Origin of the sequence: Winogradskyella helgolandensis, assembly GCF_013404085.1 — a bacterium.
GTDB lineage: Bacteria > Bacteroidota > Bacteroidia > Flavobacteriales > Flavobacteriaceae > Winogradskyella > Winogradskyella helgolandensis.
In genome coordinates this window covers 2,902,536-2,916,683 of the sequence record NZ_JABFHO010000001.1, presented here as the reverse complement: position 1 = coordinate 2,916,683, position 14,148 = coordinate 2,902,536, and the positions used below count along the sequence as shown (strand labels likewise).

At 30.4% G+C, this 14,148-nt stretch carries 13 protein-coding genes; 12 read left to right on the top strand and 1 reads right to left on the bottom strand.

The window, feature by feature from the left end; translation table 11 throughout:
* Window positions 1-13: 13 nt before the first annotated feature.
* A complete protein-coding gene (locus HM992_RS12270) occupies window positions 14-1,243 on the bottom strand; it encodes an HD domain-containing protein (protein ID WP_178986923.1) in 1,230 nt (409 codons plus the stop codon).
* A gap of 41 nt (window positions 1,244-1,284) precedes the next feature.
* Between HM992_RS12270 and porX the strand changes: the two genes are divergently transcribed.
* The 12 genes from porX (at window position 1,285) to HM992_RS19930 (ending at window position 14,064) form a co-directional block, all read left to right on the top strand.
* Window positions 1,285-2,832 (top strand): T9SS response regulator signal transducer PorX, encoded by a 1,548-nt coding sequence (porX, locus tag HM992_RS12265; RefSeq protein WP_179319874.1) that lies wholly within the window; start codon window positions 1,285-1,287, stop codon window positions 2,830-2,832.
* Window positions 2,833-3,056: 224 nt separating this feature from the next.
* Entirely contained in the window at window positions 3,057-3,509 is a 453-nt protein-coding gene (tsaE, locus tag HM992_RS12260; protein WP_179319873.1) for a tRNA (adenosine(37)-N6)-threonylcarbamoyltransferase complex ATPase subunit type 1 TsaE, read from the top strand.
* Between the two features lie 169 nt (window positions 3,510-3,678).
* The gene (locus HM992_RS12255; RefSeq protein WP_178985265.1) at window positions 3,679-3,825 is read left to right on the top strand and encodes a hypothetical protein; all 147 of its coding nucleotides are present in this window, start codon (window positions 3,679-3,681) and stop codon (window positions 3,823-3,825) included.
* Entirely contained in the window at window positions 3,788-4,309 is a 522-nt protein-coding gene (locus HM992_RS12250; protein ID WP_229720490.1) for a hypothetical protein, read from the top strand. The genes HM992_RS12255 and HM992_RS12250 overlap by 38 nt, the downstream gene beginning before the upstream one ends.
* Before the next feature lie 109 nt (window positions 4,310-4,418).
* Window positions 4,419-5,618 carry an alanine dehydrogenase gene (locus tag HM992_RS12245; protein WP_179319872.1) on the top strand — a complete coding sequence of 400 codons (1,200 nt, stop codon included), beginning with the start codon at window positions 4,419-4,421 and terminating at the stop codon, window positions 5,616-5,618.
* Window positions 5,619-5,663: 45 nt separating this feature from the next.
* Entirely contained in the window at window positions 5,664-6,041 is a 378-nt protein-coding gene (locus HM992_RS12240; RefSeq protein WP_178985262.1) for a hypothetical protein, read from the top strand.
* An 86-nt stretch (window positions 6,042-6,127) separates the two neighbouring features.
* The gene (locus HM992_RS12235; protein ID WP_179319871.1) at window positions 6,128-7,147 is read left to right on the top strand and encodes an NAD-dependent epimerase; all 1,020 of its coding nucleotides are present in this window, start codon (window positions 6,128-6,130) and stop codon (window positions 7,145-7,147) included.
* A 159-nt stretch (window positions 7,148-7,306) separates the two neighbouring features.
* Complete coding sequence (locus tag HM992_RS12230; RefSeq protein ID WP_179319870.1) at window positions 7,307-8,686, top strand: nucleotide sugar dehydrogenase; 1,380 nt, start codon at window positions 7,307-7,309, stop codon at window positions 8,684-8,686.
* A gap of 730 nt (window positions 8,687-9,416) precedes the next feature.
* Window positions 9,417-10,520, top strand: a complete 1,104-nt coding sequence (locus HM992_RS12225; RefSeq protein WP_179319869.1) for a glycosyltransferase family 4 protein — start codon at window positions 9,417-9,419, stop codon at window positions 10,518-10,520.
* Window positions 10,521-11,477 carry a hypothetical protein gene (locus HM992_RS12220; protein WP_179319868.1) on the top strand — a complete coding sequence of 319 codons (957 nt, stop codon included), beginning with the start codon at window positions 10,521-10,523 and terminating at the stop codon, window positions 11,475-11,477.
* Between the two features lie 5 nt (window positions 11,478-11,482).
* On the top strand, window positions 11,483-12,916 hold the full coding sequence (locus HM992_RS12215) for an MBOAT family O-acyltransferase (protein ID WP_179319867.1): 1,434 nt from the start codon (window positions 11,483-11,485) through the stop codon (window positions 12,914-12,916).
* 23 nt (window positions 12,917-12,939) lie between these two features.
* Window positions 12,940-14,064: an O-antigen ligase family protein gene (locus HM992_RS19930; protein ID WP_179319866.1), complete on the top strand. Its 1,125-nt coding sequence runs from the start codon at window positions 12,940-12,942 to the stop codon at window positions 14,062-14,064.
* Window positions 14,065-14,148: the final 84 nt, after the last annotated feature.

The following is a 14,148-nucleotide window of genomic DNA, read 5'->3' as shown; positions in this document are numbered from 1 at the left end:
TAGAAAAAAAGGATTACATATTCTTTTTAGGATAGCACATATAATATTTAGTGATTGGTTTGCTAAGTGCTTTTAAGTTTAATTGATCAGATGCTTTAACGATATCTTTTATTTTTCCTGACTTAAATAAAACGTTGATTTTTTGATAATTATTCTGATATGCTTGATTTATTAACTCCCCTTGAAACACAAAATAATCGGCTTCATGCTGGGATATTTTATAATTTTTAATTAATGCTTCAGAATGCATTTTTAATTCTGAAGATTTAATAGGCTTATTTTTCAGCTTTACTTTAAGCAAGTTTCTATCTAATATCATTTGACAAAGGTTGCTCAACACAAAATCATCGTGATTTTGCCAATCCTTTAATGCCGCAACAATATCATAATCATCTAATTTTGAAAAAACAGCTAAGGTTTCAGTATTAAAATTTTCAGCATTGATTTCAGAAAACAAGAAATAAAATAAGGCTTCGCTACAATTTAGCTTTACACCTTGCTGCACTAATTCTTTTGCTCTTTTTAATGTGCCCATTAATAATTGCTCTGCCACAACACCCGTTTTGTGCATATACACTTGCCAATACATAAAGCGTCTTGCAATTAAAAATTTCTCAACGCTTAAAATACCTTTTTCTTCAACCAATAATTGGTCATCTACCACATTGAGCATGGTAATTAATCGTTCACTATTAATGTTACCTTCCGCAACTCCGGTATAAAAACTATCGCGTTTTAAATAATCGGCTCTATCCATATCTAACTGACTAGAAATGAGCTCGCACATAAACTGACGCGGATATTCTTTCTTGAAAATAGAAATAGCTAACGTTAAACTTCCGTTAAACTCTATATTGAGTTCTTCCATAAAACGCAACGATATTTCCTCGTGAGAAACGTTATTTACAATACTATGTTCCATAGCATGCGAAAAAGGACCATGACCAATATCGTGCAGGAGTATAGCGATTAACAACCCGTTTTCTTCCTCAACAGAGATCGTAACTCCCTTAAAACGAAGAACATTAATAGACTTCTGCATTAAATGCATACAACCTAATGCATGATGAAAACGCGTATGATGCGCTCCTGGATAAACTAAATAAGATAATCCCATTTGACTAATACGTCGTAATCTCTGAAAGTACTTATGTTGAATAATATCGAATATTAACGAATTCGGAATAGTAATAAATCCGTAAATTGGATCGTTAAATATTTTAAGCTTATTATTTGTAGGCAAAATTTTAAAATTCATTAATTAAGAAACAAATATACCACAACATGATAAATATTCTTTGGGTTGACGATGAAATCGATTTACTAAAACCACATATTATTTTTTTAGAACAAAAAGGATATCAGGTTACCAAATGCCAAAGTGGTACTGAAGCTCTGGAAATTATTACGGATACTAATTTTGATATCGTCTTTTTAGATGAAAATATGCCAGGATTAACCGGACTAGAAACTTTGAATGAAATAAAGGAACGTCGCGCCAATTTACCTGTTGTAATGATTACAAAAAGTGAAGAGGAGTATATAATGGAAGAAGCCATTGGTAATAAAATTGCCGATTATTTAATAAAACCTGTAAATCCGCATCAGATTTTATTGAGTTTGAAAAAGAATTTGGACCATTCGCGATTAGTATCTGAAAAAACGACATCTAATTACCAGCAAGAATTCAGAAAGATAGCCATGGATTTGTCTATGGTAAACTCTTATGAAGAATGGGTAGAATTATATCAGAAATTAATTTATTGGGAATTACAACTTGAAAGTATTGAAGACATTGGAATGACCGATATTTTAGAGTCTCAGAAAACCGAAGCCAATATGCAATTTGGTAAGTTTATTGAGAAAAATTACGCAGATTGGTTTCAACCAAAAACAGATGCTCCCATAATGTCACACACCTTATTTAAAGATAAAGTGGTGCCAGAATTAAGCGATAAACAACCTACCGTTCTAGTGGTTATTGATAATTTGCGTTATGACCAATGGAAAGCCTTTGAGCCTATCGTTAATAATTATTATAAAAAAGCATCCGAATTAGCCTTTTATAGTATTCTACCAACAGCTACACAATATGCACGTAATGCCATATTTTCTGGATTAATGCCTGCAGATATGGAAAGTCTATTTCCTCAGTATTGGAAAAACGACACAGACGAAGGCGGAAAAAACATGCATGAAGGTGATTTTTTAAGAGAACAGTTAAAACGTTTAGGATTAGGTCATTTAAAACATGAATACCATAAAATCACCAATTTAAAAGCTGGAAAAAAATTAGTCGAGAATTTTAGATCTCTAAAAAACAACGATCTTAATGTCATTGTTTACAATTTTGTAGATATGCTATCACATTCAAAAACAGAAATGGAAGTGGTTAAAGAATTAGCGTCTAATGATAAAGCTTATCGTTCGCTTACAGTTAGTTGGTTTAAGAATTCGCCTTTATTAGAAATGATTCAACTATCCCAACAACTTGGTTTTAAATTAATATTAACGACAGATCATGGTACTATAAATGTAAAAGCACCAACTAAAGTAATTGGAGATAGAGACACAAGTTTAAATCTACGTTATAAAACAGGTAGAAGTCTAACGTATCAAGATAAAGATGTATTGGCCATTAAGAATCCTAAGTCCATTCATCTACCTGCTTTAACAATGAGCAGCTCCTTTATTTTTGCGAAAGGAGATTTATTTTTAGCGTACCCAAACAACTTTAATCATTACGTAAGTTATTACAGGAACACCTACCAACACGGAGGTGTTTCTTTAGAGGAAATGATTATACCTTTTGTTGTAATGGATCCAAAATAGATGATTTATATTATTTATTGAAATTAATTAAAAATGATGCTGAATATAATTTAGCATCATTTTTTTTAGAAATATTTTTAAGACAACTAATTTACTGTTTATTACCATTTAGCAATAGGAAATAATCTTTAAAAGGTTCAAAAAATCCGACGAAATACATTTTTCTTTAGGTTATCTCAAATAATATTACTACTATTGCATACCTAAAATGCTTGATTAAAACTGTGCAAACAATTGAATTTACATATCATTTAAAAGATATAGATGCTATTGCATCTCGTGTTTTAAAATATTTAAACACAAAAACAGTACTCTTTAATGGGAAGATGGGAGCTGGTAAAACTACTTTTGTAAATGCGCTTTTAAAAGCATTGCAAAGTAATGATGTTGCCACTAGCCCAACATTTTCTATAGTGAATGAATATAGTTTACCTAATGATAAAATCTATCATTTTGACTTTTATAGAGTAGAATCTATAGAAGAAGCCTATAATTTTGGAATTGAAGATTATTTAAGCAGTAAACATTGGTTATTCATGGAATGGGCAGAACGCATTGAGGAACTTATTCCGATTGACGCGCAAACCATTACCATTACTGACCTAGACAACAATAAAAGATCCCTCAAATTAACAATAAACACAAAAAAATTTAATCGAAAAAATAGCTATAAATGAACAGAAATTTTAGATAAAATTTTAATACTTTTCCTACAAGATTAGACTAGAGTTGCGGAAAAACCGTAATTATCAACTCATGTTTTTTGGATTTTAACAATTTCTGATTTGTAAGGACTTGATTATGAACTTACTTTTGATGTAATTAATTAATTAAATCCCTTAAATTATGAAAACTAAAAAAAATTTAGTCCTAGCTATTGCAATCTTCGGAGGAGTGTTATTTACTGTACAAGCAACTAACCTTATCGACTTAGATGGACAAACAACCACAAAAATTGAAAAGAAAAAATTTAAGAAACCAAGAAGCTTATAAATCTAGTTTCAAAAAAGGTGCTTTACTTGCTATCATTATAGCTAGTGTACCTTTACTATTTTCTTTACATGAAAGTATTCCAAACAGTAAAATTTGGAGTACTTTTTTGTTTACATACGACAGTAAAGTATGGGAAGATGCAAACTTGGTGATGTGGATCTTTACGGGTAAAGCCATCCCTTTATTACTTTTACTCATTTGGTTTTTCACATGTAGGCATTGGTGGTACCACTCGTTGCTAGTACCAATTATAATGTACACATATCAGATTTTTGATTTATTTAATGAAGATCAAGGTTATTTTGACGAGTATCAAATCGTTGCTTTACTGCCGATAATGGCTTTTATAGTTCCATCAATTTATTTAATAAGAGCTAAGGCATTTAACAAAATTAATACTGCAGATAAAACACTTGAAGAACTTGAGGAGGAGTTTATGATTAAACCCAAAGGAGTTTGGGGTAAGATCAAACAGTATTTTTAGATTGACCATTTAACTTTCAAAATTATTATTACTTTAAGTTATTTTAATATTAACTATTGTTTAGTGATATTCGCTATATTGCAAAGACAATACTAAAGTAATTGACTTAATGAGTTCATCACTATCACCATTTACCAAAGCCCAATTATTACCACAAGAAGAAACCTTAGAAATTCATAAACAAAAAGGAGAACTCTTTATTGGCATTCCAAAAGAAACACATTTTCAAGAGCGTCGTGTTTGTTTAACTCCAGATGCCGTTTCGGCATTAACAGCCAACGGTCACCGCGTATTATTTGAGTCTGGCGCAGGCGAGGGTGCTAATTTTAAAGATAAAACTTATAGTGAAGCTGGTGCAGAAGTTACCAAGGATACAGCGAAAGTGTACTCCTGCCCTATTATTCTTAAAGTAGAACCGCCTTCTTTAGATGAAATAAAACTTATCAACCCACAAACCTTATTAATTTCTGCGCTTCAAATAAAAACTCAAAACAAATCTTATTTTGAAGCTTTAGCTAAAAAACGAATTACAGCTTTAGCTTTCGAATATATAAAAGATGACGATGGTCAATACCCTGCAGTAAGCTCATTAAGCGAAATTGCTGGCACAGCTTCTATTTTAATTGCATCAGAGCTTCTCTCTAATGTAAATGGTGGTAATGGTCTAATGATGGGGAACATAAATGGTGTACCACCTACAGAAGTTTTAATATTAGGAGCTGGAACTGTTGGCGAATTTGCCGCACGTTCTGCTATAGGTTTAGGAGCAAACGTCAAGGTCTTCGATAGTTCAATAACCAGACTGCGTCGCCTTCAAAATAATTTGGGTCGTACTATATATACTTCAACTATGCAACCCAAAAATCTATTAAAAGCCTTAAAACGATGCGATGTTGCCATTGGAGCAGTTAGAGGAACCAATCGCGCTCCTGTGATTGTTACTGAAAGTATGGTCGCGAACATGAAATCCGGATCCGTTGTGATTGATGTTAGTATTGATATGGGTGGCTGTTTTGAAACAAGCGAAGTCACTACTCACGACCGTCCTACATTTGAGCATAATGGGGTAATTCATTATTGTGTACCTAATATTCCTGCACGTTATTCTAGAACCGCTTCAGTATCCATTAGCAATATCTTTACGCCTTACCTTTTAGAAATCGGTGAATATGGTGGTATAGAAAATGCGCTTCGTTTTGATCGTGGTTTAAAAAATGGGTTGTATTTTTACCACGGTATTTTAACTAATAAATCCGTTGCTGAATGGTTTGGATTAGAATATAGTGATGCCAACTTATTAATTTTTTAATCTGTACATAACGATTTATCGTCTTAACAGAAATTTTTCACTACTATGAAATTTATACACCGCTTTGCCTATTATTTAGGCGGTTTTGTCATTGGATTAATGCTTCTTATGTTTTTTTTAAACGGAAAAAATGCGTCTTGTGATTATGGTCCTAATGCCAGAACAGTTAAAAATATTAGTTCTAAACCTTTTCAATATTCTGATAAAGCGTCACGTTTTATAACAGAACATTCTATGGATTCTACTGTAGTTATCAACTTAGTTAAATTTGGGAATGTGAATTTTTCAGAGAGCAAAAAGGAAATTGATTCTTGTAAAATCTACCTTATAGAAAATAGTTACAAGGAACAAAATTTAGAATTAATGGTGAAGAATTGTGATAAATTAGCGACAATCCTCGAGATTAATTATACAAACAACTAATAAATTGAAATTGTTTCATTTAAAATTTAATAGTTACAATCTAAATTTTAATATTTGAAATACCATTTAATTAAATTATCTACAATATGAAAGTACTAGTAACAGGAGCAGCAGGTTTTATTGGGTTTTATACTTCTAAAATCCTCCTATCTAAAGGTCATCAAGTAGTTGGACTAGACAATATAAATGACTACTATGATATTAACTTAAAATATTCTAGACTTAATGAATTAGGTATAGATAAGACTGAAGCAAGTGAATTTAATTCGCTTTGTAAAAGTAAATCTGAAGACTTTACCTTTGTAAGAATGAACCTTGAAGACAGGGAGGAATTACCAAAGCTATTCAAAAATGAAAAATTTGATATTGTTTGTAATCTTGCTGCTCAAGCAGGAGTACGCTTTAGTATTGAAAACCCTGAAACATATGTAGATTCTAATTTAGTTGGTTTTCTAAATATTTTAGAATGCTGCAGAAATAATGTTATAAAACATTTAGTTTACGCGAGTAGCTCAAGTGTTTATGGAATGAACAAAAAAATACCATTTTCTACTGACGATAACGTAGATCATCCAATTAGTTTATACGCAGCCACTAAGAAGAGTAATGAACTCATGGCACATACTTACAGTCATTTATTTAAAATTCCAACCACCGGCTTAAGATTCTTTACAGTCTATGGACCTTGGGGAAGGCCAGATATGGCCATGTTTTTATTTACAGATGCCATTGTAAACGACAGACCTATTAAAGTATTTAACCACGGTAACATGGAGCGTGATTTTACTTATATTGATGATATTGTAGAAGGTGTTGTCCGAATTATTGAAAAGGCACCAATCAAACGCATAGAATCCAATGAGTTTTACAAAATTTATAATATTGGAAACAACAACTCGGTTAAATTATTAGATTTCATAAAGGAAATAGAATTAAATCTAGATAAGGTAGCACAAAAAGACATGATGGAAATGCAGCCAGGTGATGTAGAACGCACTTGGGCAGATGTAGATGAGTTGATAAAAGATTATGATTATAAACCTAATACCTCAATAAAACACGGTGTAAAATCTTTCATAGACTGGTATAAAGAATATTACAATTAATCTCTTAAATTTGAACAAAATTTAAATTTGCGACACTTTTATTAGAATCTTATCGTAAAAAGAAGTCGTTTGTATAAAAAATTATTTGAATTAAATAAAAAAAAGTCAAATTTGCACACATTTTAAAATTTAGACTCAAATCGAAATAAACTTAAAAGCATGAAAATTACAAAGATTTGCTGTATTGGAGCTGGTTATGTTGGTGGACCAACAATGGCTGTAATAGCAAAAAAGAATCCAAACATAAAAGTTACAATTGTTGATATTAACGAAGAGCGTATTGCTGCTTGGAATGATGAAGATTTATCGAAATTACCTATTTACGAACCTGGATTAGCTGAAATTGTTGCAGAAACAAGAGGGAAGAATCTATTTTTCTCTACAGCAATAGATGATACAATCAAAGAATCAGAAATGATTTTTATCTCAGTAAATACCCCAACCAAAACTTATGGCAAAGGAAAAGGTATGGCTGCAGATTTGAAGTACGTAGAATTATGTGCTAGAAATATTGCAGAAGTTGCAACAACAGATAAAATAGTTGTAGAAAAATCAACTTTACCTGTTAGAACAGCCCAAGCTATAAAAAGTATTTTACACAATACAGGTAAAGATGTAAAGTTTGAAATCTTATCTAACCCTGAATTTTTAGCAGAAGGAACAGCAATCCAAGACTTATTAAATCCTGATCGTGTTCTAATTGGTGGAGAGTCAGAAGACGCTATTGAAAGCTTAGCGAATGTATATGGAAGTTGGGTACCACAAGAACGAATACTAAGAACGAATGTTTGGTCTTCTGAGTTATCAAAATTAACTGCTAATGCCTTTTTAGCACAGCGAATTTCTTCAATTAATGCTATATCAGAATTATGTGAGCATACTGAAGCTAATGTAAATGAAGTTGCTAAAGCTATCGGAATGGATTCTAGAATTGGTCCTAAATTCTTAAATGCTTCAATTGGTTTTGGTGGTTCTTGTTTTCAAAAAGATATTTTAAATCTTGTTTATATCGCTAGAAGTTATAATCTTAATGCGGTCGCAGACTATTGGGAACAAGTTATTATTTTAAATGATCATCAAAAACGACGTTTTTCAGATCATCTAATCAGCACATTATATAACACTGTTTCGGGTAAGAAAATTGCTATGCTAGGTTGGGCCTTTAAAAAAGACACTAACGACACAAGAGAATCGGCTGCCATATATGTTGCTGACCATTTATTAAATGAACAAGCAAATATTGCAGTTTATGATCCTAAAGTAAATAGTAAAAAAACACAAGCAGACCTTAACTACCTTAACACAAGATCAGAAGAAGAAAATAAAGAGCTTGTGACTTCATTTGACGAACCGTATGCAACAACTAAAGATGCCCATGCCATTGCAATCATGACAGAGTGGGATGAATTTAAGACCTACGATTGGCAAAAAATATATGACAATATGAAAAAGCCTGCATTTATCTTTGATGGTAGAAATATATTGGATAAAAATGAAATGGAAGCTATTGGATTTGAATACTCTTCTATAGGTAAGTAAATAATCTAAGTTAATTATTCTTACTAGTTTAGTTTCATTAACTTGAATATACTATTAGTTTGCTAACCTATTTTGAATGAAACTTAAACCTTAAACCCAATGGGAGTTTTAAGTGCAGTTAGCATATTGCTAGTTGCACTTAGATACTCTTTTTCATCTTACTGATGGAGCTAGATTGTAATCAAATATTTTAAAAATAGTATATTGGCACTATATTGTTTATTAACCATTAGCACGTTTAGATTTTCTAGTTTCTTTTTGTTAGTTAGATTACGCGAGCAAAACTCATCAAGTGGTTCAAGTGCTTTCAAAGATAATGTACTTTATTTTTTTTCTAATTCATTTAGTTTTAATTAGTGCTTTTATTATGCACAGGATTTATTTGAAAATAAATTGATATCAATCGCTTTTAAGAAATATATTCTATTTAACATTCATTAGGCTTTAAAGCTTGTTTTTGGATTCTTAAATTTAGCTATTTATCAGTTAAAAAAAATAATTAATAAAATTAGTCCAACTATTAGGTTTATAAAACTTACAAATTATTAAATTTACCTTATTTAACAACTTGTTTGTAGGTGTATTTTATTTTTGTAGCTATTTTTTTACAAAACCTATGAGTTATTATTAGTAATTCAATAGTATTCATTATTTAAATAATTTTAGACCATATAATTATGAATTTTGAATAGAGACATAAACTTATTGGGGAGAAATAAAGTTAACTAGAATGATCACTAAAAAAAAGAAAATAGCATTTGTTATTGGTGGTTTAACACCTGGTGGTGCTGAGCGAGTCATAACTAATTTAAGTAATAGTTTGTCGGAAGATTTTGATGTGATCATAATTACTTTTATTGAGTCAGATCCCTTCTATACTTTAAATAATTCCGTTAAGGTAATTTCTTGCTTTAAAGAATTGTCAAGGCCAAAATCTTTTGTTGATTCAATAAAATTAAATTATGCCATTCTCAAAAGCGTAAGTAAAATTACAAAAAACGAGAAAATTGATTTACTGATTGGTTTTATTACTCAAGCCAATATAAAAGCTGTATTAGCTTCTAAACTGAATAGAATTCCTTGTTTAATAAGTGAGCGTAATGACCCTTTAAAGAGTGATATTCCAAAATTATGGATAATACTCCGAAAATACATATATCCAAGAGCCAATTGTTTAATTGTACAAACTAAAAAAGTAAAACAGGTATATGAGGGTATGATTAAAACAAAGGAAATGGTAGTTCTACCTAATCCTATATCTTCAGAACTTTCTCAACTTAGGAAAGCTTACAATACTAATAGAGAGAAAATTATTTTATCCGTTGGGACTTTTAATGATGACAAAAGACAAGAAAAAATTATTTCCGCTTTTCATGAGCTTCAATTGAGAGACTGGAAATTGTTGTTAATTGGTGATGGTCCAAATACATCTAAATTAAAATCATTGATTAAAGAATTGAATCTGTCGCATAAAGTTAAAATCTTACCTAAAGTTAAGAACGTGCATGATTATTACAACAAAGCTTCAATTTTTGCATTTGCATCTAAGGCAGAAGGATTCCCAAATGTTTTATTGGAAGCTATGCACTTTGGATTACCTTCATTATCTACGGATTGTAATTATGGCCCATCAGAGCTAATCAATAATGGAGAAAATGGCTTTTTAGTACCTGTAGATAACCAATCTATGTTTGTTAAAAAGTTAGGTGAATTGGTAGGTAATGATGATTTAAAGATGTCATTTTCAATTAAATCTAAAGAATCTACAGAAAACTTTCTAGACACTTATGTTAGTTCAAGTTGGAAAAATTTAATTTTAAGATATTTAACTTAAATGAAAAAATTCTTAAAACAGATTGTTTATGGATTGTTCTTCTTTGTGTTAATCAATTTGATTATACTCGTAATTTATGAGTATCCTGCATATAAAGCTATTAAAAATAAAACACACAAGAACTATCTGAAATGGAACGATATCCATACCAATAAAAATAAATACGATTTAATTATACTTGGTTCAAGTAGAATGTACTCTGCATTTAACCCTGAAATAATAGATAAACATTCAAATTTAAATTCCTATAATATGGGGACGTCAGCTCAAGATATAGCTGAGTCTTACTATTCTTTAAAAGAAATTTTAGATTATCAAAGTCCAAAATATGTGGTCTTAGAATTGTACTTTGAGACATCCGATGATATTCATGATTTCTATCAAATATTTTCTAATGCATCTTTTTTTAATTCTACTAAAAACAAGTATGATTTGGTAACGGACGGATATGGAGAAAAAGGCATCGTCAATTACGTATTACCATTATTAAAATTCAATAATTATATCAAACAAGATTTTATATCTCTAGTTTCTAATAAAAAGGAGAAAAGGACATCAGAGAAATGGATTAAAGGATATTTCTATGATACAACTACAGTAACAATACAACAAATAAAATCTTTTAAACCTATAGGGAATAAAGAAACTACAACATTTAATGAAGAACGATTTGAAAAATACTTTTCAAAATTTGAAAAATTAGCTAAAGCTAATAATATTAAAATAATCTATATTAGAACCCCTTATCCCCCAACTCGCATAGCAATAACCTCTAAAACTGATGAAAGAGATTATTATAAAAAATTTTCAGATATAAAAAAAATACGATATTACGATTTAAATACATATCTAAATTGGAAATATTTAGATACCGATTTCTCTAATTATCATCACGCAAACTATAAAGGTGCAGAAAAGGCAAGTAAACAACTTATTGAAACCATTAAAGAAAATTAGATCTCATGCTTTTTAATTCAATCGAATTTTTTCTGTTTTTACCTATCGTCTTTGCGTTGTATTGGCTTATTGGTAGTAAACGAATTAAAAGTCAAAATCTTCTAATCGCTATTTCGAGTTATGTTTTTTATGGTTGGTGGGATTGGCGCTTTTTATTTTTAATACTATTCAGCTCTGTGGTAGACTATACCATGGGTTTGTTATTAAATTCGACCAAAGATGAATCTAGGCGTAAACTGTATTTATGGATTAGTATTTGTGTTAATCTTGGGTTCTTGGGGTTTTTTAAATATTACAATTTTTTTATTGATAGTCTTGTTGATTCGTTTACCTTTTTTGGAACTAAACTGAGTATTAATACACTCAACATTATTTTACCTGTAGGTATTAGTTTTTATACCTTTCAAACCTTAAGTTATACTATTGATGTATATCGTAAAAAGTTAGAGCCTACTAAAGACTTTATTGGCTTTATGGCTTTTGTTAGCTTTTTCCCTCAATTAGTAGCAGGACCAATTGAGAGAGCGACTAATTTATTACCACAATTTCATAAAAAAAGAGAATTTATTTATAGTAACGCGGTAGATGGTTTACGCCAAGTACTTTGGGGTCTGTTTAAAAAAGTAGTGATTGCTGATAACTGCGCAAAGTATGCAAATATCATCTTTAACAATTATGAAGACTACTCAGGTAGTACATTATTGTTAGGAGCATTTTTCTTTGCTTTTCAGATCTATGGTGACTTTTCAGGATATTCTGATATTGCTATTGGTGTTTCTAGATTATTTGGATTTGATTTAAAACGGAATTTCGCTTTTCCCTATTTTTCGAGAGATATAGCTGAGTTTTGGAGGCGTTGGCATATTTCTTTATCTACATGGTTTAGAGATTATCTTTACATTCCTTTAGGTGGCAGCAGAGGTGGTTTAAAAATGAAGATTAGAAATACATTCATAATTTTTATTGTTAGTGGCTTCTGGCATGGTGCTAATTGGACCTTTGTCGTTTGGGGAGCTCTAAACGCTATATATTTTCTACCTCTACTATTACTTAATAAAAACAGAGTTAATACAGATATAGTTGCACAAGGCAAGTACCTCCCAAGTCTAAGAGAACTTTGGCAAATGAGCATCACTTTTTTTATAACTTTAATTGCGTGGGTGTTCTTCAGAGCTGATAATGTAACTCATGCTTTTCTGTACTTGAAAAGTATGTTTACAAGTACAATATTCTCTAAAGCTGACGTATTTTCGAATTCTTTATTTGCTTTATTAGCATTCTTTATATGTGTTGAATGGTTAGGAAGATCTGGTGAGTATGCTATAAATAAAATAGATGCTTTTAATAAACCATTACGATGGTCGTTTTATTTTTTAATAATCATTTTAATCTTTAGTTTTACTGGAGAACAACAAGAATTTATTTATTTTCAGTTTTAATATAACGTAAAACACAAACTAAAGTGAAAATTTTAAGATATATAACTTTCGGATTGGTTATATTAAATATACCTTCAACAGCCTTATCTGCATATGGACCTACCATTGGTGGGCTATTAAGTTATATCACTATTGGATTATTAGCATTATACTATTTTTTAGAGAAAAAAACCATACCCAATTGGTGGCTAATAATAATTTCTATTCTTTTTTTTATGATAGGTGCCTTACAATATAAAGGACCTACCATGCTGTTTATTATGGAAATTATAAAATATTTTATTTATCTTATTTCCGCCTACGAATTAGCTAAACATATAAATACATCTGAGTATAGTTTTTTCTTGTTGATAGGTTCTTCAACCATTATTTTAGAAGCATTATTATTTACTAGTAAATTTGGTCGATATAGTGGGTTTTATATGGCACCGAATGAGGCGGGTTTCATCTGTATTGTAGGTTATGCTACTACATACGGGCTAAAGAACAAAAAAGCAAAATTGTTAGGGCAATTTATATTTACTCTAGCAGGCTTATTAACTTTTTCAAGGACTTTTATTGTTATTTGGTTATTAATCAATGTCATCTCTTTAAAAATAAGCTTTAAAAACATCAGAATATTCGGCCTTGGATTTCTTATTATAAGTAGCTTATTCTTTATAGATAGCGTTGTTGGTTTAAACAATCCAAGGTTTGAACAGATGAAAAGTATTATAAGTAATGATGGATCTGTATCATCTGAAGAATTAAATGAGGATTCAAGAGCAGACACTTGGGCTATATTTTATGATCAGATTTTAGATTCCCCATTGATTGGAAATGGCTATGGTACTTTTTCTGGTAAAGGGGGATATATTGGAGTCCATAACACCTATTTAGCTGTGCTTGGTGAGGCCGGTATTCTACCATTTATATTATTTGTCTTATACATGGGGTACCTAATATCCATGAGTATTATCTATTTTAATAAAAAGCCTAATTTAATTATGCAAATGATAGGCTTATCCTTATTTCTAATGGCTAATCATAATTTTTTTACGTTTTATTATGTTTCATTTGCTGCTATTTGGATACAGTATCAGCTTTATAAGCTAAGAAACAATGATAATGATAATGCAATTGACGTTTTGAAGAATACACTTTCATAGAAATCCTTAATTATACATTTCAATAAAAAAACCAATTCTTGTGACTAAGTCAAGTGTAAATAATCACAATTAGAAACGTGTTTT

Coding starts and splice junctions, on each gene's coding strand:
- porX (WP_179319874.1), top strand. CDS start 1,285: ATGATAAATATTCTTTGGGTTGACGATGAAATCGATTTACTAAAACCA.
- HM992_RS12255 (WP_178985265.1), top strand. CDS start 3,679: ATGAAAACTAAAAAAAATTTAGTCCTAGCTATTGCAATCTTCGGAGGA.
- HM992_RS12245 (WP_179319872.1), top strand. CDS start 4,419: ATGAGTTCATCACTATCACCATTTACCAAAGCCCAATTATTACCACAA.
- HM992_RS12240 (WP_178985262.1), top strand. CDS start 5,664: ATGAAATTTATACACCGCTTTGCCTATTATTTAGGCGGTTTTGTCATT.
- HM992_RS12235 (WP_179319871.1), top strand. CDS start 6,128: ATGAAAGTACTAGTAACAGGAGCAGCAGGTTTTATTGGGTTTTATACT.
- HM992_RS12230 (WP_179319870.1), top strand. CDS start 7,307: ATGAAAATTACAAAGATTTGCTGTATTGGAGCTGGTTATGTTGGTGGA.
- HM992_RS12225 (WP_179319869.1), top strand. CDS start 9,417: ATGATCACTAAAAAAAAGAAAATAGCATTTGTTATTGGTGGTTTAACA.
- HM992_RS12220 (WP_179319868.1), top strand. CDS start 10,521: ATGAAAAAATTCTTAAAACAGATTGTTTATGGATTGTTCTTCTTTGTG.
- HM992_RS12215 (WP_179319867.1), top strand. CDS start 11,483: ATGCTTTTTAATTCAATCGAATTTTTTCTGTTTTTACCTATCGTCTTT.